The 22,636-nt window shown below is 46.2% G+C and carries 15 protein-coding genes; 3 read left to right on the forward strand and 12 right to left on the reverse strand.

Annotation, left to right across the window (positions count from 1 at the left end; translation table 11 throughout):
• Positions 1–61: 61 nt before the first annotated feature.
• The 10 genes from gcvP to ACOJR9_RS14305 all read right to left on the reverse strand — a co-directional run bounded on the left by gcvP (position 62) and on the right by ACOJR9_RS14305 (position 16,037).
• On the reverse strand, positions 62–2,983 hold the full coding sequence (gene gcvP / locus ACOJR9_RS14260; protein ID WP_420933596.1) for an aminomethyl-transferring glycine dehydrogenase: 2,922 nt from the start codon (positions 2,981–2,983) through the stop codon (positions 62–64).
• Between the two features lie 121 nt (positions 2,984–3,104).
• The gene (gcvH, locus tag ACOJR9_RS14265) at positions 3,105–3,494 is read right to left on the reverse strand and encodes a glycine cleavage system protein GcvH (protein WP_163112303.1); all 390 of its coding nucleotides are present in this window, start codon (positions 3,492–3,494) and stop codon (positions 3,105–3,107) included.
• Positions 3,495–3,542: 48 nt separating this feature from the next.
• A complete protein-coding gene (gene gcvT / locus ACOJR9_RS14270; RefSeq protein ID WP_420933597.1) occupies positions 3,543–4,622 on the reverse strand; it encodes a glycine cleavage system aminomethyltransferase GcvT in 1,080 nt (359 codons plus the stop codon).
• 263 nt (positions 4,623–4,885) lie between these two features.
• A complete protein-coding gene (locus tag ACOJR9_RS14275; RefSeq protein ID WP_420933598.1) occupies positions 4,886–5,359 on the reverse strand; it encodes a DUF4168 domain-containing protein in 474 nt (157 codons plus the stop codon).
• Positions 5,360–5,612: 253 nt separating this feature from the next.
• Entirely contained in the window at positions 5,613–6,986 is a 1,374-nt protein-coding gene (locus ACOJR9_RS14280) for a sugar MFS transporter (RefSeq protein WP_420933599.1), read from the reverse strand.
• Between the two features lie 67 nt (positions 6,987–7,053).
• Positions 7,054–8,250 carry an N-acetylglucosamine-6-phosphate deacetylase gene (nagA, locus tag ACOJR9_RS14285; protein WP_420933600.1) on the reverse strand — a complete coding sequence of 399 codons (1,197 nt, stop codon included), beginning with the start codon at positions 8,248–8,250 and terminating at the stop codon, positions 7,054–7,056.
• Entirely contained in the window at positions 8,247–9,293 is a 1,047-nt protein-coding gene (gene nagB-II / locus ACOJR9_RS14290) for a glucosamine-6-phosphate deaminase NagB-II (protein ID WP_420933601.1), read from the reverse strand. Before nagB-II ends, nagA begins: the two co-directional genes overlap by 4 nt.
• Positions 9,293–10,273: a BadF/BadG/BcrA/BcrD ATPase family protein gene (locus ACOJR9_RS14295; protein ID WP_420933602.1), complete on the reverse strand. Its 981-nt coding sequence runs from the start codon at positions 10,271–10,273 to the stop codon at positions 9,293–9,295. Before ACOJR9_RS14295 ends, nagB-II begins: the two co-directional genes overlap by 1 nt.
• Positions 10,274–10,373: 100 nt before the next feature.
• Positions 10,374–13,058 (reverse strand): family 20 glycosylhydrolase, encoded by a 2,685-nt coding sequence (locus ACOJR9_RS14300; protein WP_420933603.1) that lies wholly within the window; start codon positions 13,056–13,058, stop codon positions 10,374–10,376.
• Between the two features lie 234 nt (positions 13,059–13,292).
• Positions 13,293–16,037 (reverse strand): TonB-dependent receptor, encoded by a 2,745-nt coding sequence (locus ACOJR9_RS14305; protein WP_420933604.1) that lies wholly within the window; start codon positions 16,035–16,037, stop codon positions 13,293–13,295.
• 217 nt (positions 16,038–16,254) lie between these two features.
• On the opposite strand from ACOJR9_RS14305, the gene ACOJR9_RS14310 reads away from it, so the two are divergent.
• From ACOJR9_RS14310 to ACOJR9_RS14320, 3 genes are all read left to right on the forward strand, one after another.
• Entirely contained in the window at positions 16,255–17,283 is a 1,029-nt protein-coding gene (locus tag ACOJR9_RS14310) for a LacI family DNA-binding transcriptional regulator (RefSeq protein ID WP_420933605.1), read from the forward strand.
• Positions 17,280–18,836 (forward strand): tryptophan halogenase family protein, encoded by a 1,557-nt coding sequence (locus ACOJR9_RS14315; protein WP_420933606.1) that lies wholly within the window; start codon positions 17,280–17,282, stop codon positions 18,834–18,836. The genes ACOJR9_RS14310 and ACOJR9_RS14315 overlap by 4 nt, the downstream gene beginning before the upstream one ends.
• 77 nt (positions 18,837–18,913) lie before the next feature.
• A complete protein-coding gene (locus ACOJR9_RS14320; protein WP_420933607.1) occupies positions 18,914–19,765 on the forward strand; it encodes a LysR family transcriptional regulator in 852 nt (283 codons plus the stop codon).
• A gap of 153 nt (positions 19,766–19,918) precedes the next feature.
• Here ACOJR9_RS14320 and ACOJR9_RS14325 read toward each other — a convergent pair whose 3' ends face one another.
• Both ACOJR9_RS14325 and ACOJR9_RS14330 read right to left on the reverse strand, forming a co-directional pair.
• Positions 19,919–21,217, reverse strand: a complete 1,299-nt coding sequence (locus ACOJR9_RS14325) for a M24 family metallopeptidase (protein ID WP_420933608.1) — start codon at positions 21,215–21,217, stop codon at positions 19,919–19,921.
• A gap of 186 nt (positions 21,218–21,403) precedes the next feature.
• Positions 21,404–22,576 (reverse strand): FAD-dependent monooxygenase, encoded by a 1,173-nt coding sequence (locus ACOJR9_RS14330; RefSeq protein ID WP_420933609.1) that lies wholly within the window; start codon positions 22,574–22,576, stop codon positions 21,404–21,406.
• Positions 22,577–22,636 lie beyond the last annotated feature (60 nt).

Consider the following 22,636-nt stretch of genomic DNA (forward strand, 5'->3'; position numbering starts at 1 on the left):
GAAGAAAAAGGCGAACCAAACGGTTCGCCTTTCAAATCAGTATCAGTACTTCGACACCAACCTACCCCTCAATATAACTCTCTATACTTGGGCAAGAACAAATTAAGTTGCGGTCGCCATATACGTCATCAATACGGTTAACCGTTGGCCAGAATTTGTTTCTGTGTACTTCTGGTGCAGGGTATGCCGCTAGCATGCGGTCGTAGCTGCGGTTCCAGTTGCTGTCACAGATGTCTGCTAGCGTGTGCGGTGCATTGTGCAGTGGGTTGTCTGTTGCATCCCACTCGCCGCTTTCCACTTTCGCTATTTCTTGGCGAATGCTTATCATGGCGTTAATGAAACGGTCTAGCTCGTACTTCGCTTCAGACTCTGTTGGCTCTACCATTAATGTGCCTGCCACTGGGAAGCTCATTGTTGGTGAGTGGAAACCGTAGTCGTTTAAGCGCTTAGCAATGTCTAGCTCGGTTACGCCACTGGCTTCTTTTAATGGGCGGAGGTCGATAATACATTCGTGGGCTACACGGTCGTTGTTGCCTTTGTAAAGTATTTCAAAGTGCCCTTCTAGCTTCTTAGCCACGTAGTTCGCGTTAAGAATAGCCACTTCCGTTGCTCGGCGTAGGCCTTCGCTTCCCATCATTTTGATGTACATGTAGCTGATAGGCAAAATAGACGCACTGCCCCATGGCGCTCCGCTTACCGCGCCGCAGTCTTTACCCGCAGTTTCTACATTAATCACAGTGTGATTAGGTAAAAACGGTGCAAGGTGCGATTTAACGCCAATTGGTCCCATACCTGGGCCGCCGCCACCGTGTGGAATACAGAATGTTTTGTGCAAGTTAAGGTGCGATACGTCTGAGCCAATAAAGCCTGGTGACGTAATACCCACCTGCGCGTTCATGTTAGCGCCGTCCATGTAAACCTGACCGCCATGCTCGTGAACGATGTCGCATATTTCTTTCACCGTTTCTTCGTAAACACCGTGAGTAGACGGGTACGTGATCATTGCGCACGATAGGTTGTCGCCCACTTCTTCCGCTTTTTTGCGAAGGTCGTTAAGGTCTACGTTACCGTTTGAATCACAGGCTACTACCACTACTTTTAGGCTAACCATTTGCGCCGAAGCTGGGTTAGTACCGTGAGCAGAACTTGGTATTAAGCATACGTTTCTGTGGCTGTCGCCGCGGCTTTCATGATAGCGCTGAATGGCTAGTAAGCCAGCATATTCGCCCTGTGCACCTGAGTTAGGCTGCATAGAAAGTGCGTCGTAACCCGTTACATCAATGAGCCACTCGGCTAATTCTGCAATCATTTCTTGATAGCCTACGGCTTGATCTAGTGGCGCGAACGGGTGCAATTGCCCAAATTCAGCCCACGTTACGGGAATCATTTCTGCCGTCGCGTTTAGCTTCATGGTGCAAGAGCCCAATGAAATCATTGAATGGTTTAATGCCAAATCTTTGTTTTCAAGGCTTTTGATATAGCGCAGCATTTCAGTTTCGGAGTGATACTTGTTGAACACTTCATGAGTTAAAATGTCGCTAGTACGAACTAACTCTTCTGGAATAGATTTAACGGCTTGTGTAGTTACTTCCGCGTCTAGGTCTTCAACACTTAATCCGTTCTCTTCACAAAAGCCGTCGCCCAAGATAACGTCGAATAACGCTAAAATATCTTCGCGAGTAGTGGTTTCGTCTAACGCTATGCCTACCGCGCCTTCTAGGTCCGCACGAAGGTTCATACCTTTCGCATAAGCTTTAGCAAGTACGTCTTCTTTGTTTTCAACCATTACAGTGAGTGTGTCGAAGTACGTGCTATGCTTAAGCGCCACGCCTTTGCTGGTACCTTTAAGTGTTAAGCCGGTTGCAAGAATGTCAGCAAAACGGTGAATACGCTCGGCGATGGTTTTTAAGCCCTGTGGACCGTGGTATACGGCGTAAAAGCTCGCCATGTTGGCAAGTAACACCTGCGCGGTACAAATGTTTGAGTTCGCTTTTTCGCGGCGAATATGCTGCTCGCGAGTTTGCAGTGCCATACGCAGTGCTGGGCGGTCGCGTGTATCTTTACTTACGCCAATAATACGTCCTGGCAATGAACGCTTGAAACTTTCGCGGGTTGCAAAGAAAGCCGCGTGTGGGCCGCCATAACCCATTGGTACACCAAAGCGCTGCGCACTGCCTAATGCTACATCGGCACCTAGCTCGCCAGGCGACTTAAGCATCACTAAGCTCATCAGGTCTGCCGCTACAGCCACAATGCCTTTTTTCGCTTGCACTGCTGCAATGATGTCAGAAATATCTTTAATTTCGCCCGTGCTGGTTGGGTATTGTAAAAGCGCTCCGAACACGTCGTGCTCTGCCGCTTCTTCTGCAGGGCCAGTAACAATTTCAAAACCAAACATCTCGGCGCGAGTTTTTACTACATCTAATGTTTGTGGGTGCACATCGTCAGACACAAAAAAGATATTCGCTTTTTTATTTTTCGAAACTCGCTTGGCAAGGCCCATAGCCTCGGCTGCCGCGGTGCTTTCATCTAGCAATGATGCTGATGCCAGCTCAAGACCGGTTAAATCGATGGTCACTTGCTGGAAGTTCAAAATAGCTTCTAAACGACCTTGCGCAATCTCTGGCTGATAAGGGGTGTACGCCGTGTACCAACCTGGGTTTTCTAACACGTTACGCAAAATTACGTTCGGTACGTGGGTATCGTAGTAGCCCATTCCGATAAACGAACGGTTAATTTTGTTTTTCGCCGCAACCGCTTTTAATTCACTTAATGCTTCAACTTCTGTCGCACCTTCGCCGCACTTTAACGGTTCTGGTAGCGCAATACCTGCCGGTACGGTTTGCTCAATTAAATCATCTAATGAGCTAGCACCAATGGCAGACAGCATTTCTTCAATTTCGCCTTTACCCGGGCCAATATGACGGCGGATAAACGTATCTTTTTGCTCTAGTTGAGCTAATGTAGGAGAAGTATTCGACATAACGTTGTTAAGCACTCTTAATGGTTGCCGCAAGGGCGTCGTTAAATCTAAAAGTTAAAAAGGGGCTGAATAATATTCATGCCCCTTTTTCAACTGTGTATCTTTCTATCAGCGTAACGAATTACTCTTCGTCAATGCTGTTTTCATAACCTTCTGCGTCAAGCAAGCCTTCTACTTCTGCAGGGTCTTCCGCTTTAATCTTGAACATCCAGCCTTCGCCGTATGGATCAGAGTTTACTAGCTCTGGCGAGTCTTCTAGGTCTTCGTTGATTGCGATTACTTCACCAGTGATTGGCGTGTAAACGTCAGAGGCCGCTTTAACCGACTCAGCAACACACACGTCGTCGCCAGTAGTTACCGCGTCACCTACGTCTGGTAGTTCAACGAAAACCATATCGCCAAGTAAACCTTGTGCGTGTTCAGAAATACCTACAGTAAAAACACCGTCGCCTTCAGAGCGAACCCATTCGTGGGTAGCGGCATAACGTAAATCAGTTGGGATGTTGCTCATAATCGTTCCTGTTAATCTTTGTCAATTTTACAAACTTGAGACGTAAACTTATAAAACACTTTTTCCATTGCGAACAAAGGAGGGCTTAACCACTTTTACTGTAACCCACTTTTTGCGCATTTCCACTTCTACAGTGTCACCCACATTGCTAGGTACTCGCGCCATTGCTATGGAGTGCCCCAATGTTGGAGAAAACGTACCTGAAGTAATTACGCCTTCGCCGTTGTCTGTTTTTACTTTAAGACCATGACGCAACACGCCTTTTTCAGTCATTACTAAGCCAACCAGCTTATCAGTACCCGCTTCGCGCTGCGCTTCTAGTGCTTTACGCCCTACGAAGTCGCGCTCTGCCGGTTCCCATGAAATTGTCCAGCCCATGTTAGCGGCTAATGGCGATACTGTTTCATCCATATCTTGGCCGTACAGGTTCATACCTGCTTCTAGGCGCAATGTATCTCGTGCGCCTAGGCCGCACGGCTTAACGCCTGCGTCTAACAAGCTTTGCCAGAAGCTTGCTGCTTGCGCCGTTGGCACCATAATTTCGTAGCCCGCTTCACCGGTGTAGCCTGTTGTTGCAATGAAAAGGTCTTCAGCTTGTACGCCAAAGAACGGCTTCATACCGGCTACTGCTTCTTTTTGCGCCGCACTGAAAAGCGTTGCCGCTTTTTCTTTTGCATTAGGGCCCTGCACTGCAATCATCGCGAACTCAGAACGCTCGGTAATGGTTACGTCAAAACCTTCGGCTTTGCTCATTAACCAATTCATGTCTTTTTCACGAGTGGCTGAATTAACCACTAAGCGGTAATTGGTTTCGTCAAAATGATACACAATAAGGTCATCAACAACCCCACCCTCTTCGTTCAACATACCGCTGTAAAGGGCTTTGCCTTTATCTTTTAGCTTAGCAACGTCGTTTGCCAATAGGTATTGAAGGTACGCTTTTGCCTGCGGGCCTGTAGCATCAACAATGGTCATGTGAGATACATCAAACATACCGGCGTCTTGGCGCACAGCATGATGCTCTTCAATTTGAGAACCATAATTAATTGGCATATCCCAGCCAAAGAAGTCGACCATTTTGGCACCAGCTTCTAGGTGCTTCGCATGTAGGGCGGTGGTGTTAGACATTCCACTTTACTCTTGTTGAAAGATAGAAAACGACATTGAGTATAGATAGGTAACAATCACGCAACAAATTGATAATTCTTATCACTACATTTAAAAAGTTAATGTAGTTACTAAGTAACATCAGAAAACGTTATGTTGAAAAGAGGGTTAGAGAGCTTGTTGTTAAAGAATGGTTCATCGTTCACACTTCATGATAGCAGCAGAATAAAAAACGCTGCATATTAACGCAGCGTTTTATTGAAAATACGTGAAAACGTTGCGACTTAGCTGTCGACGTTCTGAGCCTGCTTACGCGACTCTAGCTCTATGGTAAGCTTTTCAGAAATGCGGCCTCGTAACGATTCATTTTGATTAGCCGCAATGGAGATCTCACGATATTTCTGCATTGCTATGCCGCTGTCTGAAATGGCGGTTTGCATTTTTTCTCTCGCTTCTTGCTGAAGATCTTTGGCTTTTGCCTGATCGCCAGCGGCCTGAATTTCTGCCTGATACTTCTGGCCTATTAACTGAACCGTTAAATAGGCATCAACAAACTGGTCGACCTGCTTTTCAGAAATTTGCACCTGTTTGGTGGTGTTGGGCGTTTCTTGTGCACTGCTTGACCGTGAATTTGAGGATTGGGAATTTGGGGATTGGGAATTTTGAGCTTGTGTATTTATTTCCTGTGCTACAGCTGCACCTGTGCTTAGTCCTGCGGTTAAGGCGGCGGTGAGCAGTGTTGTCTTAATAAGCTTCATTAAAGCTCCTTGTCATTTCGTGAATGTCAACTGGCTAGGCGAGCTGTACTATTTAAATACCTGGTTAAATACCTGGTTAAATACCTGGTTAAACACCTGGTTTTAAATACAAACCACCTAACCAATTGTTGGCAACAGTGTCTTTGCCAGTTGAACTTCAACTAATTGCATTTATGACTAGTTGCACAAGTTCGGGCAATAGTGAGTTTCAAAAGTTCCAACTCCGTGGGCAAAGTTTTTGCTTCTTTTTGCCTTACCAACTTTGCTTTTTACTTCCCCAAATAGCGTAATAGCCAATAAAGCAGTAACAAGGCAACATTATAGCGTAGGCGTATTGCCCGCCAACCCACTCGCTCGCACCGCCATACACCATTGGCAATATTGCGCCACCGGCTATGCCCATAATAAGTAGCGCAGAGCCTTGCGCGGTATATTTACCCAAATTATTAAGTGCCAACGGCCAAATGGCAGGCCACACTAGTGCATTAGCAAACCCAAGTAATGCGATAAGCGCAACGCTGTTTGGTAATGCTTGAATTCCAGCCCAGCCCCATAACACGTCTGCAATTGACGTACTCGTGTCTGAAGCAAACAAAATGGCGAATGTTAAAAGCACGCCGGTAACAGCAGAACCAAGCAGTGCAGCCTGCTGAGAAAATAATCGAGGAATGCACACTAAACCGATGGCATAACCAATAACCATCGCCACCATAGTATAAGAGGTTAGCGTGGTGGCATTATCAACTCCAAGGGATGAACCGTATAAGCCGATAGTGTCGCCAGCAACCACCTCTACCCCTACGTAGAAAAATAGACTTACTGCGCCCAATACTAAATGAGGAAACTGTAAAATACGCTTGTCCGCTTGCGGTGTATTAAGGTTAACGTCTTCATTATTTGCCCGTTCTGAATTATGATCAGAGTGTTGTTCAGAATTGCCTTCCCCAGTAGCGGGTAAATTAATTTTTGTAAAGCCTAGCGCCAGCACGGTAAGCGCAATAGCCATTCCTATATAGGGTTGTATAAGAGACACCGACATATCGTTAATTAACGCCGTGCGCTCTTGCTCTGCCATTGCAGATAGCATTTCCTGATTCACATCGGGTAAGCCATTTAGTACTAACGCGGTAAATATAATGGGCGCTAATACGCCGGCGGCTTTGTTTAAAAGCCCCATAAAAGCAATGCGGGCAGCCGCGCTTTCTTCGCTACCCAGCCTCACTATGAAGGGGTTAGAGGCCGTTTGCAGTATGGTAAGGCCGCTACCCACAACAAACTGTGCTAACAAAAATACGGGAAACCAAGCACTTAGGGCAGCTGGCACAAACAGAATACAACCAAGGGCAATAATACCTAGCCCTAAACTCATGCCTTTTTGATAACCTGTTTTTTCGAGTATTTTTGCCATTGGTAGCGCCATCACCACGTAGGCAATGTAAAAACAAAAGGCAATAAGCAGCGCTTGAATTTCAGTAAGCTCGCAAACCATCTGTAAAAATGGAATAAGCGCGCCGTTTAACCAAGTTATAAAACCAAAAATAAAGAACAGTAGCCCAATACTTATTATTGGGGTAAAGCGCGCAAGGCCACTTGGTGGTAATGCGCTTGTTTGGGCATGAAGGGTCATTGTTACGCTCTCTCTAAATATTTGTTTTTGTTTTTTCGTGATTTTAGTGATTACTTTTTATCAACACTTATTCGGCTTTATCTAGTTTCTTACCTTGCTGCCACACCTGCTTGAGGTGAAGCTGTTCATCGAGCACAACAAAATTAGCCGCGGCTCCCGGTATTAATTGGCCAATGTTATTCTGGGTGTGGGTGAAGCGAGAGGCCGTAGTGCTCGCCATTACGCTTGCACTTTTAAGCGATACGCCTAAATCGTTAACACAGTGAATTAGCGCCGAATGCATATCTAAACAACTGCCTGCCAGTGTGCCATCTGGTGTGGTTAGCTTTTCGCCTGTAGGGGTTATTGTGCGTGTAATCTTAGTGTCGAAAAAAGATACGGTATCTTCAACTCCTCCAACATGAGCCATGGCATCGGTTACCAGCATAATGCCCTCTTCACCTTTTATTTTGCAGGCAAGTTCAGCCGACTTTGTGTGGAGATGTTGGTGATCGACAATCAGACCGCAGATAGCATCAGATAAAAATGCGGCGCCTACCATTCCTGGCTCTCTTGATGTTAGTGGCGACATAGCGTTAAATAAGTGGGTAAACCCAGTTGCGCCAGCGTCAAGGGCTTGCTGCACTATCTCAAAGGGCGCATTTGAGTGACCTAGCGCAACAATGACATTTTCTTCCGTAAGCGCTCGTATTATTTCTGGCGACACATTTTCTGGCGCCACGGTAACAATGACTTGGCCAATGTCTTTTCGCGTATATACCGCCAACTCTTCATCTGAGATTGACCTGATATGCGCAGCTTTGTGCACTCCTTTTTTTGCTACCGATAAATGCGGCCCTTCAAAATGAACGCCCATAATAGAGGGGTGATTTAAGCGTATAGCCTGAGATATAGCATCGGCGGCGCTGCAAATGGTGGCAAGGTCATCGGTGATAAGTGTGGGAAACAAACTCGTAGTACCAAATTGAGCATGGGCATTGGCAATAGTATTTACACTCTCTAACGTGGGGGCGTGATTAAACATAACGCCCCCACCACCATTCACTTGGGTATCTACATAGCCTGGGATAACCGTTCCTTTAATATGCTCATCAACGTTCACCATGCTAGCGAAGTCTTTATTGTCTGTGATCACTCCACTGTCGGTAGCGAATTTAGCAGCGTCGACAATGTCAGAAATAGTGCCGTTTTCAACACTCATCACCTGCTGCGTTTTCCATTCAGCGTTGACTAAGATTGAATCGACATAGATAGTTTTGTTCATTGTGTTTTCGTTACCTTGTTAAGTCCTGGTGGCGTGTCTGGATTGAGCCCCATATCTACGGCAATATGTTCAATATCCAAATAGAAACGCTGCATAATAAGCAAGGGTAGCAAACGAGGATGAAGGCCACTATCATTGTTCGCTCTGGCAGCATTGATCGCTCTGGCAGCAGTGATCGCTGTGCCAGAATTTATTTCTGTGCATTGAGCGCCGCGGCTTATTACATCACCCATAATACCTCTGTGAAGCGATTCGCTTTCATCATTAACAAGCAGCGACACTATTTTTAATTGCTGCTCAACTAATGTAACTGGCCCGTGGATAAACTCGGCGCTACTAAAAGCCTCGGCATGAATGCCCAACACTTCTTTCAATTTAAGCGCCACTTCCCTACCAATAGCATAACCAAAGCCCCGCCCCAATATAATGCAGTTTCGCGTTGCCTTTAAAAACTCAGTGGTTAGCTGCATTGGCGCACTGACTACTGAATCTAAGCTAGCTGGCAAGAGTTGAAGCGATGCAAGTAATTCATCGTTTTTACCCCAGTGAGCGCATAAATGTAGCAGCGCAGACAAGGTTGCCAAATAGCTTTTAGTCGCAGCAACGGCTTTTTCTTCGCCAGCAGAAATTGGAATGACCGCATCGGCTAATTGGGCTAGTGGCGACGTTTCATCGTTCACAATAGCAACAGTAAATGCACCGCCCTTTTTGGCAGATACAGCCTGTCTTAAAATGTCTGGGCTTCTTCCTGACTGCGATATGACAAAAGCTACGGCGTTGTTAAGGGTTAACTGCTTGTTAAATACCCCTGCAATACTCAGCGCTGCGCTACATACGGGTATACCCAACTCAGTTTCAAATAAATATTTACCGAACACCCCAGCGTGATCCGAGGAACCGCGCCCAATAATATAGATAAGTTGAGGATTAATACTGCGAAGCTTATCGGCAATTCGCTTTACGTTGTCATCGTTGCTAGACAACTGATTCTGTATTACCAAAGGCGCTTCTCTGGCTTCTTTAGCCATAATTGAAAAAGTCATTATTCACCTGTGAAAATTGTAGAGTTAACGGTTGAAGATTGGGCTTGCGAAGACTCGCTAGTGTTAGGGCTAGCGGTTGATGAACTGTGTTGAATAGCCGCTTGAACAGGCGTTTGCATTCGTTTGGCATAAAGCAGTGCGCCTTGCTGAGGCGATGACTTGCTCGACACAGTACGTGCCTTGATCTCGCTAGAAAGATGTTGAGAATAGATGGTACTTAGCCCGCCAATCATGGCGAGGGAACAATCATTATTCGCCAGCAACACGTTTGCCACACTCTCAATGTAATTTGCACCCTCTTTGAATAGGCTCACCACACTGTTTACCGACATGTAAAGTAGCGGCAGCACCTGCTCTACCAGCGCGGCAAAGTGATGGGTATTGAAGGTGGCACATGCGCTAACAATATCGTTTGCATTTTGCGTATTTAGTGCCTCACAAATGGTTGCCGACAATTCGTCTTCTTTGCGTAAACCGTCTAAACAGAGCAAGGTATGCTGTACAGCCTTTAAGCCAAGCCAAGCACCGCTTGCCACATCACCAATAGGAAAACCATGGCCGCCAATGTCGGTAAACACACCGTTATTCCAACATGTTGCCGACGACCCTGTTCCGGTGATAATTGCCGCGCCATCTTGCCCATTATGTGCGCCTAAACAGGCAGCATGTAAGTCGCTAAGCACATGCATTTGACGAAAAGGGTGAGACCATTCGCCAAACTTTTCTGCCGCTTGTGCAATATTTGCACCGGCCAGGCCTGCGCCGACCACGCATTGATCATGATGAATAGAAAGCCCAGATACAGCAATTGCTTTTTCGATAGCCTCAACTATTGAGCGCTTTGCCATCACGCTATCGCGCATGATATTGGCAGGCCCACTGATGCTCTCACCAACGAGTATGCCATCGCTGTCTTCTATACGAGCTCGGCACTTGGTACCGCCACCGTCTATTCCTATAAAAAATAAGTCAGATTTCATTCACATCTTCTCATGCGGGAGTATGTCCCTGATTTTTTAAACAGCGCTTTTCACAATGACAGCTCTGTCATTTTTGATAATAAAAACAATAAGTTAAGACTCAATCTTGTAACACCAAAGCTCGACTGAATGCTTGGGTGTCTGCTACTCTTGTGCGCACATGCACATTACTATTACCCTTGCTGTTGATTGAAAAAGGCTGGGTAAACTCTCGCCATGTTTGTCCGTCTAAACTGTACTCATTGATTAAGCCGGGTAGCTGTTTCATTACAAGCTGACTGTCTTTAATAGCTGCGGCAGGGGTTGGTACACGCACGTTAATTCCCTGTTTTACAAGCGCTGGTATATGCTGCGTATAAAGTGCGTCTCTAAAGTACTGCCAAGCTTGCTGGCGCTGAGTATTTTTTGCAGTAGCGTTCTTGCTGTTAGACCTAGCGCTTTGGACCAAACCGCTTGGCTGCCACTCATTTTTATGCCAAGCACGCTCAGCGAGTGCCAGCATTCGCGGAAATACCATGTATTCGACTGCCGCCTGGTTAACCGTTACTTCGCTCCAAAGTTGGCCCTGAATACCTATTACCGTCGCGGTATTGTTTGTTTTCGATCCCTCAAAGTCGTTGCCCATTCTGTTTTGCCAAATATTACTGTGCCGCGGCAAATTCTCAGGCATAAAAGAAAAGATTTTTTCGCTAGATGTCGCCTTTGATCCCCAGTAATAGCCTGGTTCATGAGGATGATTCGCATAGGGAAAGTCGAAATACAGCACGTCTGGAAATGACAGCACTACCGGTATGTTCTCATTGGCAAAATGGGCTACGGTATCGTTTCCACCCGCCGCTAAAAGATGCCATACATTGGTATATGCTTTTTTATTGTCTAGGGTAGAGGCAGCTTTTTCCATACCATCACTCCACCCACCTATGGCTAGCCCCGCTTTTGTAGCAAGTTGCTGCACTCGGGTAACAAATTCAGGCAAAATACTGTCGATATTTACCCCTTTAGCATGACATACCGGTGATTCAGTCCATGCTCCTGCGGTTTCATCCGCACCAATATGAAAGCGTGTCAAAGGTACGTTTGCCGCCGCATGCAGTGCCTTAATCTCTTGCATTACCGTATCGATAAACGCGTACGTGCTGTCTAAACAGGGGTTTACCGTATTGTCGGTATAAAACTGCACGCTTTCGTAGCGAGTAGTATCATCTTTATCTACCAGCAGATATTGCGCAGCGGCCTCTTTATTGCCCTCTTTCATAAAGCGTTTGTATCGAGCGTTCATAGACACAATGGCTGCTCTCGCGTGACCTGGCATATCAAGAGATGGAATAATTTCTATGCCTCGCTGGTGTGCATAACGTACTAACTCTATGTAGTCCTCTTTAGAGAGGTAGCCGTTTCCGATGGCGTTTCTATGCGGACCACTGCCAAGCTGCGGAAGTAAGCATTGAGCTTCTGATAAATCGTGACAACGGTATGCGCCAATGTTCGTAAGCTCAGGCAGTGACTCTATTTCAATACGCCAACCTTCATCGTCACTAAGGTGCAAATGCAGAGTATTCAACTTATAAGTGAACATTTGCGTGATAACGCTTTTTATTGCTTGCTTACCGGGGAAGTGTCGCGCTAAGTCCATATGCATACCGCGAAAGTCATATCGCGGTGAGTCTTTAATAAAGGTAGCCGTAAACTCTTTGTCGCGTTGGTTGTAAAGCTGCATAAGCGTGAGCAGGGCGTAATTTGCTGCAACGTGATTCACTGCGTTTATCTCAATGCCTGTTTCACTTACAACAAGCTCATAACTGCTATCGTTATGTTTTGCCTGTTCGGCTAAAGAAGGCTTCGCAGCCGAATTGGTAGAGGGTTTAGATGCAGCATCTAGCCTCACGCTCTGTTTTAAGGCAGCACGCTGCGTGGACTCATCACTAATGACCACCGATACCATCAGGCCGTCGGGTTGCTCTTCAAGACCAAAAAAAGGCATTTGTGCTCGAGCCGGCGCTAGTAGCTCAGCATCTTTTTCAGAAAACGTTACGCCTGTCGCCCTTATTGTGTTGCCCGTATTTTCTTGTACCAACACCTTGGGGATCACGCGGTATGACCTATTTAGCCTTTCTAGAGGCAAGGTGGCTGACGGCTCTTCCCGCTCCAGCTTCTCATACATGTACTCGCTATCCATAAGCGGCACATTGTCGATATTGGCTCGCTTGTACTGATCTTCTTTTAACCAGTCTCCCGTGTGCTGATTGACAAGTAACCCACTGCCAAGCTCTTTTACACGAGTGGTAGACGCAACCACAACAGGAGATAAATCGCCCAATGTAAGATAGTAATTCGCCATCGCATCTGAACGAGATGCATGCCAAAACGGGGCAGCAATATCAACGCTTACAGGCGTATTGGGCGGAACAGCATCATTGAAGGTTAACCGGTGGAGGTCGCCATTTAGGTGTGTTATCGCAATATTGCTTTCAGAGGAAAAACCTCGGATTGGCGCGATATGACTAAAATAAAGTGAGGTGGTTGCGGCAATACTTTGCTCTTTCGCAAGTAGTTGGATGCGAGATGAAAAACAATCACCTTTTAAAATGAAGGTTTTACAAAATGTATCGTCGAGATTGCTTAGCACGTTGTAATTGACATCAAGGTGCTGTCCCAACGCATTTAACGCAGCTTGCTCGGGTTTTAATGTTGGGGCAGGTGTTACTTCACCCATCTTTACCGCGGCATTGGCACTCAGTGCACAAGCAGCTAATAGCGACAGCGTTAAACCTAAGATACGTCTCACTCTATCATTCCTTGTTGTTTCTTTCGCTTTTTCAAGCCGTTCTTTGAACCTGCTTTCTCAAACAGTTTTTTAAGCCGTTTGCCTAATCAACTGCGGGAGCAAAACTGTAGGAGCAAGGCGGGTGCCCTGCCCCTAATTTTTTAACGTACTAGTTCGCCAAAACTCGAATGTGCGATGGACATAACATACTGCGCAGCGCACACTAAACCCTTGAACTAGTAGAACTCTGAGTGATTAGAACCTCATGCTAGCGCCTACAAAGAAACGGCGTCCATTAGCACTTTGCGTTCCACCCAGTCGCTTACCATCACTTGAGCGAACATAATAGTTCTCCCAAATTTCATTGGTTAAGTTAAGGGCTTCAGCTTTAAGCGTAATGGTTTCGGTAATATTCCAGCTAAGCTGCGCATCAAGCTGCGATTGCTCGTCGCGGAACTGATCGCCAATTTCCGCTTGGGCAATAAAGTACTCCGAACGATAGTTGTAGTTCAAACGTGCGCTGTACAAGTCAGTTTCGTAGAACACCCCAACGTTGAAAGAGTCTTTAGACGTATTGGGGAAGCTCACTGTGCGCGAGGCTAGTGTTGCCCCCGTTATGTTGCCGTCGGCATCGATCACTGGCACAGCCTCGTCAACCTGTGCATCTGCTACGTCGGTGTAAGTATAGTTAGCATAGCCACCAAACCCATTTTCAAACACGTGCTGCACTTGTACTTCTACACCGTCAATGCTGGTAGAGCCACCATTTTCAGGGGTTCTTAGCTGATTAATCTGCTGGCCATCGATTTCGCGAGATACGGTTTTAGTAAAGATAAAGTCATTAATATCTTTCTTAAATACGGTGATTGCTGCAATAGACGACTCGCTAAAGTACCACTCGGCACCTACTTCAAACTGATTGGCGGTAAGCGGATTTAACTGCGGGTTACCGGCAGAGCCTGAACTGGTTTCGGGCGTTAAATTAACTGCAGGTGCCAATTGGAAAGGCGCAGGACGAGTTAGTACCCGTGATGCAGCCATTCTGACTAATACGTCTTCAGCTAAATCGTAAGACAAGTTAATGCTTGGCAGCCATTCATTATACCCACCATCAAACGAAACCGCTTCACCAGAATTTAAGTCAAATCCATTCGAGGTTGAGTCGGTCTCTACATAGCGTAAACCCATGTTACCTCTAAAGCCTTCACCGCTAAACTTGGCCATTACATATAGCGCTGTAATGTCTTCTTCTACTTCAAAAGAAGACTCTGGCAAGAAGCGGTCGGTAGTGCGGCATAGGGTTGTTTCACCGCCAGCACATTCACCAACGTTATAGAATGCGTTGTACATGCTGTCTTTATCTGGGAAGAAATAACTTGCTGCTACCGCATTGGTTTCGCTGTGAGACACATTCAGCATATCGCCATTCCAAAAATCAGATGCAGGCCCTAAGCTTCCCTCACCTACTGGCGCTAAATTAGCTAAGTCGGTTCTGTAACGCGATTGTGAAAAGCTTCTATCGCGGCGTTTAACCCCAGTTTTCACTTCGGTAATAGCGCCCCAATCTACAGAGTGCTCGTAATCAAACTGCACATAGTTTTCAGTATCTTCTGTGCTGTTAAACTGGTCGAATATGCCGCCCAACCACATCTCGTCTGTTGGGTTAGCTAACCACGGACTTGCAGTAGTAAAGTCGATATAGGGCGAATCACCGCCTGGGTTATAAAAGTCGAACGCGGCGCGCGGATCGTTAGCATCAGCCCAAAACTCGGTAAAGAAATCGCGGTTCTCGCCCTCACCCGTGGTGGTACCAATTTGGAAGTGCAGCTTACCATTGTCGGTAAGATAGTTACCTTCAATATCAATAATCTCCGTAGACATCTCTGAACCGTCGCGGAAAATATTGTCATACGCAATGAAACGGGCCCACGCTGGACGCTGCGGTAAACCAGTAACATTAAGCGATTCTACAACGCCGTCGCTCACAGTACCCGTATTGGTATCTGTACCCATATAGGCAATGCCGCGAAATGGAATACCGATAAGGTTTGAGTTTACGTTGTCTGCTTTGAGCGTAGACGATAAATAGTGCACCGACATATCGAAGTTATCGGTGGGTGCCCATTGCGCGGTTACATCGAAACCAACCCGCTCACGGTCCTGTTTGAACAACGCTGAGCCCATTCCCCATGGCAGCGCGCCTTTTTCCTGCGCACCGCTTGGCGCTTCGATAAGCGGGTCGATACGTGGAATGCTAGGGCCAAACCAACCAAAGTCTTCGTTGGTCTCACGCTCTACGGTACGTTCTTGGTATGAGCCCGAAAATAAGATACCAAATGTTTCTTCTTCATTTTTCCAGCTGTATAAGCCAGATACAGAAGGGTCTAAAGCGTCGGCGATGTCGCCGTACTGGCCTTCAATAGACAATTGACCAGAGTTTGCCTCTAAGTCGAATGGCTTTCTGGTTTTTAGTATTACCGTACCGCCTAACGCGCCTTCGTCAATATCAGCTTGAGATGACTTGTATACTTCAAGTCCCGCAATCATTTCGGAGGCTAAAATTTCAAAGTTAAAGTTACGTGTGGCATCTGATAGTACAAACCATTGCCCAGTACCTACTGCTTGACCATTCACCAAGGTCAAGTTTTGATCTGGTTGCACACCACGAATGGTAACGCCTTGGCCTTCACCGAAATCTCTATCAATAGTTATACCAGGCACTCGTGCTAGCGTTTCAGCCACGTTTTTATCTGGAAACTTGCCAATATCTTCGGCTGTAATGGCGTCGACAATAGCATTGGAAAAACGCTTAGCGTTGATGTTTGCTTTTTGGCTGCCGCGAATTCCTGTAACTTCAATGACTTCCGTTTTATTGCTTTGCTCTTTTTCATCTTGTTGCTCTTGTGCTAGTGCAACAGGCATTGTCATACCGCTTAATGCGCCCATTGTAATGGCGAGGCGAATGCTTCTTGTGAGTTTGCTTTGTTGATTTTTATACATGGTTTTAACCTTCTCTCAGCCAAAATGACAACGCTGTCATTTATTATAATAATAAAATGACAGGCGCTGTTTTCTGCGTGTATTAAAAGATGACAACGCTGTCATTGGGTGTTAAATTACATGACTAGATGTGAACACGCAATTAAAAATTTAACAAATACGCAATAAAGATTACTTATCTGTTGAAATTTAAAGCAATTTTTTGGTGAGGTGAAAATTGGCAGCAACTATTAAAAGTGTCGCTGAATTGGCCGGTGTTTCAATTAAAACCGTGTCTCGTGTGGTCAACAAAGAAGGCACGGTTAAGCCCGATACACTTAAGCGAGTAGAACAGGCAATCGCCGAGCTAAAATACACGCCAAACAAGGCTGCGCGGGATCTTGCGAGCAACGCAACATCGGTACTTGGTTACGTTTACGACAATCCCAACGCTTACTACATCATTGATATGCAGAAAGGTATTTTAGATGTCTGCCGCAAAAATAACTTCGAGCTTCTTATTCACCCCTGCGATGCAAGCTCTGAAAATATTGCACAAGAATTAGTGGATATGGTGGACTCAGCACAGCTTGCTGGCCTGGTACTCTCGCCGCCTTTATCCGAAATGCCCGATGTGCTGCACCACCTTGATGAGAAAAGCATTAGCTATGTGCGCATTTTGTCTGGCGATAGCGAATTTAGCTCTACCCTACCCTATGTGTTGGTAAACGATTTCAAGGCCGCCTTTCACATTACCGAGCATTTAATTGCCCAAGGTCACAAACACATTGCGTTTATAGCGGGTGAAGTGATCCACAAATCTACCACCGAGCGATTAAATGGTTACAAAGCTGCGTTAGAAAAAGCCTCTATCCCCTTTGATGAGTCGCTAGTTATAGAAGGTACCTATTCATTTGAAACCGGGGTAAAAAGTGCAGATGTATTGTTATCTATGCCTTCACGCCCCACCGCGGTATTTGCCTGTAACGATGAAATCGCAGCGGGTACGTTGTTTGGCGCGAGAATGAAAGGCGTAGATGTACCCAACGATTTAGCCATTGCTGGGTTTGAGGATAGCCCATTCTCACGACAAACTTTTCCGCCGCTAACAACCGCTTCCCAGCCCACTAATGAAATCGCGCAATCTGCAACCTCCTCGCTTATCCAATATTTAAGAGCTAAAAAGACCAAGAAAAACTTTAATAATTTAACGCAAACCTTTATTCCTCAATTAGTGGTGAGATCCTCCACTAAGGTTTCGCTATGAAAGCATTGCCCAATAACATTGTCATTGTGGGTGGAGGCAGCGCAGGCTGGATGACAGCCTGTTATCTTGCAAGGGCTGCTGAGCTGACTGGCTCTTTCTCGCAACAAACGCTGCATGACCAACAAACGCGGCATTCTGCACAGGGTTGCAGTATTACATTGCTAGAGTCTTCATCAATTCCCACTGTAGGCGTGGGGGAAGGTTCTACCCCCTATTTACGACATTTTTTTGCCTATTTAGGCGTGGAAGAAAGCACTTGGATGGAAGCCTGTAACGCGACTTACAAAATGGGCATTAACTTTGAAGCATGGAATAAAAGCAATGAGCCTCACGCATCTAGAACCACCTCGTATTTTCATCCGTTTTTCTCAGCACTTGATGTGCCCACTGCCGAGCATTACTTTAGTGCAGTGAATAAACGGCGGCACGGGCAGCTTGCTGATACTTGTGAGTCACATTATTTTACTGCCGCCGAAATGGTAAAGCAGAACATAGCCCCCAACACCATAGTAGATAGTGCCAATGTTGACTATGCCTATCATTTTGATGCTGGCTTGTTGGGCGAGTTTTTAAAGCATTACGCCACCAGCAAAGGCGTTAATCATAAAGTGGGCAATGTAACAAAAGTGCCTACTTTCAATGACAATATTCAAGCAATCCAAACAGATTTACACGGCACGTTACACGCCGACTTATTTATCGACTGCTCTGGCTTTCGCGGCATTTTAGGTAAAAAAGCGCTGAATAGATCGGTTACATCCTATGCCGATACTCTTTTTAACGATGCTGCTGTAGCCATACCCACTAAACGCAGTGACATCATAAAATATCAAACACGTTCAGTAGCCCTAAAACATGGCTGGCAGTGGAATATTCCCCTTACCGCTCGCACGGGCAATGGCTACGTGTATAGCTCTCGCTTTTGTTCATCTGAGCAAGCAGAGCAAGAGCTAAGAAGTGTGTTAGATGAAGGCACTAACCTTAAAAATACCCCTGCCCGTCATTTGAAGATGCAGGTAGGCAGGTTGAATACACATTGGGCGGGCAACTGTTTAAGTATCGGCCTGTCTCAAGGTTTTATAGAGCCGCTAGAAGCGACCGCTCTTATGCTAGTGCAATACGCACTGCATCATTTCATCGACTGCTGGCAGCAGCCATTACCAGATACCCGTAAACACGCTTTATACAATAATGAAATGAACCGCATGTTCGATGGCATTAGAGATTATATTGCTGCACATTATTATCTTAATACACGCACCGACACACCTTATTGGGTGGCGTGTAGAAACGAAATGAAGGTGCCAGATACTCTTGCTTACTTGTTAAAAGAGTGGGACAGAGGTGCAAACTTCGAAGACGCGCTAAACGAGGTAGATGCCAACTTAGTGTATTTACGCCCCTCTTGGTATTGCATTTTTGCTGGTATGAAGCGATTTTCATCACTTAAGCACGATAGTGCGCGCAATAAAACAGCAGCGACGATTAACTCACAGCAAATGGTGAAAGATATGCTGCTTAACATGCAAAAACCGAATACGCGAACCTATTGATTGAGTAATAGCGGTTTTCAATATTAACATTTACAAATATAATGTTGAGCGGGTAGGTAATTAGAAATACTTATATAATGAAACAGCTTTCGTTAGATAACTTACGTACATTTGTGAGTGTTATTGAGCTTGGTGGGTACGCTAAAGCAGGCGACTTTCTTGGTCGTTCTCAGCCAGCTATCAGCTTGCAAATTAAAAAGCTGGAGTCTCAACTCGACAGAAAACTGTTTATTAAACTAGGCCAGCGGCATGTACCCAGTGCAGATGGAAACTGGTTGTATGCCAAAGCCAAAGAATTGCTTGAACTGAACGACAGCATATTTCGAAGTTTAACCCCTGCCCCGCTTAGTGGGCGACTTCGGTTAGGCATTCCCAATGAGTTTGCCTCTACCCTATTGCCAGGGCTAATTGGCGAATTTTCAAAGCGCTACCCCGATGTATCCTTAGAAGTCACTTCCTCGCTTAGCCGAGATTTGCTTCACCCTAGCCAGCGCGATCATTTCGACCTTATTTTGGCCTTGGTGAACCCCGATGAAGATACCGAGGGCGAAGTAGTGTTAGAAGATGATGTGGTGTGGGTAGGAGATAGTGCGCATCCGCTAGTGGGTAGCACTATTCCTCTTGTACTGGCCCCAGATGGCTGTATGTATAGAAGCCGAGTAATAGAGCAATTAAAGCAGCAAACATTTGCGTGGAAAATCACGTATACCAACGCCGATTTAGGGGGCATTACTGCGGCTATTCAGCAGGGCTTGGGCGTTACCGCATTGGCAAAATCGAGCTTACCTGCAAACCTAACGCTTCTTAATCATCCTCACTTACCTAAGCTGGGGAAAGTGAATATTTGCTTGTTTAACCAAGACACCCAGCACCCTGTTATTAGTAAAACCTTAGCGGAATTTTTTACTACACGACTTAAAAATAACTAAGGGGTGAAAGTGGTTTTTAAAGGTCGTTTTTGAGAGTGTTCTCTGAAGATGAGCTTTGAAGGCGTTAAACAAGCGCACATGAGCAATGCGCGCTCGTTTACAACATAAGTTAGCCTAAGTCCTGTTAAAGAAACGATGCTTATTTGAAAAGCACTAAGCCATAGGTACTAGGCGACCTAGCGGTGCGTCTAGCGATGCAGGTGGCTCTGTAAAGTATCGTGGGCCTTTGTCTGTCATATACAAACAGTCTTCTAACCGCACGCCAAACTCGCCAGGAATGTATAAGCCTGGCTCGTTAGAAAAACACATACCCTTTTTGAGCGGCGCTGTTTCGCCGCGCACGAAGTTCACGCTCTCATGCCCTTCCATGCCAATGCCGTGCCCGGTGCGATGACTTAGCCCAGGCAGTGCGTAGTCTTTATCGTAACCTTGAGTAACGTAATAAGCGCGCACGGCATCATCAACCTTACCGGCAGGTGTGCCCACTTTAGCCGCTTCAAACGCGACATTTTGCCCTTCTCGCACGGTATTCCATACGTCTGTCACTTTTTGCGATGGCTTACCAAACACAAGCGTACGACTGATATCGCTTTGATACCCGTGCACACTACAACCGCTATCAAGCAACACCACCGAGCCTTGTTGAATAACTTGTTTTGCATTGGTGCCATGGGGATACGCGCTGGCGTCATTAAATAAGGCCAAACACCATGTATTGCTGCCGCCTAACTGTTGCTGCGCTTTGTGCATTAAGGCCTTTACGTCAGCTTGGCTCATGCCTAGTTTGAGGTGCTTAAACACAATATCGTAAGCTGCAAGCGTCACTTCATTCGCTTTGTGCATCAGCGTTAATTCGGCAGCCGTTTTATACATTCTGCAGCCACGGGTAATAGGCTCTGCGGACACAATATCCATGTTAGGCATGGCGTTACTTATGCCGTTCACAACAAAGTAGCGAACGCTATTTTCAATACCTAGCTTACCGCTGGCAACGCCTCTTGATTTTAAAATGTCGGCAACGACGTTAAAGGGGCTCTCGTGCTCTTGCCATACGCGAACGTCATCGCCCACTTTAAGCGACTCGAGTACGCTTGGCTTCTCAAAAAACGGAGTGACTACTGCTATATCGCCTTTTTGAGGGATGATAAGGGCCGTGAGTCGTTCGCTGCGCCACCACTGAATACCAGAAAAGTAGTCCATTGCCGCGCCCGGCTCTATAAGAATGGCCGCTATGCCTTGGGCTTTCATTAGTGACTGTGCGTTTTCTATTCTCGCTTTTCGCTCTGCTACGTTTATCGGTTTCACATTTTCTGTGAGGGGTTGTAGTGATGATAGCGATGGCATAGAAGCAGTGCCGCTGGCGTCAGCACCAGAAGAGGCAGCCGCCACCGAAAGTGCCGGTGATAGTGCGAGCCCTGCGCCTGCAAATTTTAAAAAATGTCGTTTATCCATGAAATTCACCTGTCGTGTATGTTATTTTTTTAGCGTGTTTCTCTAAACTACTTTTTTAATGGCTACATGTTAACTACCGTTTGCAGCTAATTTTTTTGAGCTCGGCGTTGTAAAATACACAACGGCGCTTACTTAGAGCTTACCTAGCACTATCGGGCCGCTTTTTTACATTGCGCCAACGGCGGTTTATAACCCCATCGCATGACTGACGAAGGCCTGCTTAATCGCCCCCACTTTATCGGTAGCCGCTAAACCCACGCCGCGAATAAGCTTTTTAAGGGGGTCGTTACCGTCAAACAGCAACTTAAAACCATCCATTGCGGCAATCATCTTCATCGCTTCGGTTTTACGACTGCGCTCATAAGGCCGTAAGTTTTTGTGTAACCCAATATCGCTGCCCTCGTTCGAAAGCTGTATTAATAACTCAGCCAATGCTAGCGCGTCTTGCATACCTAAGTTTGCGCCTTGCCCAGCAAGAGGATGAATGGTGTGGGCGGCATCTCCCACTAACGCGATGCCGTCTTTAGCCCATTCTCTGGCGTAGCGCATAGTCAATGGAAATGCTGAACGCTGAGTTTCTAGCTCGATAGTGCCAAGAATGCTGTTACTTGCGGCGGTGAGGGCATTGCAAAAATCACCGTCGCTCATTGCGGCAAGCTTAGCGGCAGCGTCAGGTGTTTGTGACCACACAATAGAACATATGTTAGGGTCTGCCATAGGTAACAACGCGAGCGGTCCTGTTGGCGTAAACGCTTGCCTTGCCACGTTTTCATGGGGCAGTGCGGTTTTGATATTGGCAACAATGGCGGTATGTTCATAGTCTTTAAACGTGATGGGAAAACCGGCCTGCTGACGAACAAAGGAGTTAGCACCATCTGCGCCAATAAGCAGTCGGCAGCTAAGGGCGTCGTTATTGTCAAACATCACCATGTTTTGATTTGGCCCTGACAACACTCGCTCTATGCCAGATTCAAATACCTTAACGTTGCTCTGATTTTCAATGCTTTGTGCCAGCGCATTAATCAACGCCTGGTTTTCAACAATAACGCCAAGAGCATCGCTGCCCATTTCTTCGCAGCTAAAATGAATATCGCCAAAGCTGTCTTTATCCCACACGTGCATAGCCACGTAAGCATTGGCGCGGTTTTTTTGCAGGTGTTGCCATGCATCTAGCGATTGCAAGGCTGCAATATTGGCTTGGTTGATAGCACTGACTCGTGCGGTAGGCTTCTCGCCAAGAGCGGTTGATAATGGATGTTTATCAATTATCGCAACAGACAGCGAACTCTCTTTTAGCGCAGCAGCTAACGTTAAGCCAACTATTCCGCCACCCACTATTCCAATATCAACGTGTTGCATATCTCTCTCTTATTTTATAGGTACAGACTCGATTAAAGCCTGTTAGAGGCTTGATTCGAG

Origin of the sequence: Alteromonas ulvae (genome assembly GCF_048987005.1) — a bacterium.
GTDB lineage: Bacteria > Pseudomonadota > Gammaproteobacteria > Enterobacterales > Alteromonadaceae > Alteromonas.

Coding starts and splice junctions, on each gene's coding strand:
- gcvH (WP_163112303.1), bottom strand. CDS start 3,494: ATGAGCAACATCCCAACTGATTTACGTTATGCCGCTACCCACGAATGG.
- ACOJR9_RS14315 (WP_420933606.1), top strand. CDS start 17,280: ATGAAAGCATTGCCCAATAACATTGTCATTGTGGGTGGAGGCAGCGCA.
- ACOJR9_RS14295 (WP_420933602.1), bottom strand. CDS start 10,273: ATGAAATCTGACTTATTTTTTATAGGAATAGACGGTGGCGGTACCAAG.
- ACOJR9_RS14305 (WP_420933604.1), bottom strand. CDS start 16,037: ATGTATAAAAATCAACAAAGCAAACTCACAAGAAGCATTCGCCTCGCC.
- nagB-II (WP_420933601.1), bottom strand. CDS start 9,293: ATGACTTTTTCAATTATGGCTAAAGAAGCCAGAGAAGCGCCTTTGGTA.
- ACOJR9_RS14275 (WP_420933598.1), bottom strand. CDS start 5,359: ATGAAGCTTATTAAGACAACACTGCTCACCGCCGCCTTAACCGCAGGA.
- nagA (WP_420933600.1), bottom strand. CDS start 8,250: ATGAACAAAACTATCTATGTCGATTCAATCTTAGTCAACGCTGAATGG.
- gcvT (WP_420933597.1), bottom strand. CDS start 4,622: ATGTCTAACACCACCGCCCTACATGCGAAGCACCTAGAAGCTGGTGCC.
- gcvP (WP_420933596.1), bottom strand. CDS start 2,983: ATGTCGAATACTTCTCCTACATTAGCTCAACTAGAGCAAAAAGATACG.
- ACOJR9_RS14330 (WP_420933609.1), bottom strand. CDS start 22,576: ATGCAACACGTTGATATTGGAATAGTGGGTGGCGGAATAGTTGGCTTA.
- ACOJR9_RS14280 (WP_420933599.1), bottom strand. CDS start 6,986: ATGACCCTTCATGCCCAAACAAGCGCATTACCACCAAGTGGCCTTGCG.
- ACOJR9_RS14325 (WP_420933608.1), bottom strand. CDS start 21,217: ATGGATAAACGACATTTTTTAAAATTTGCAGGCGCAGGGCTCGCACTA.
- ACOJR9_RS14320 (WP_420933607.1), top strand. CDS start 18,914: ATGAAACAGCTTTCGTTAGATAACTTACGTACATTTGTGAGTGTTATT.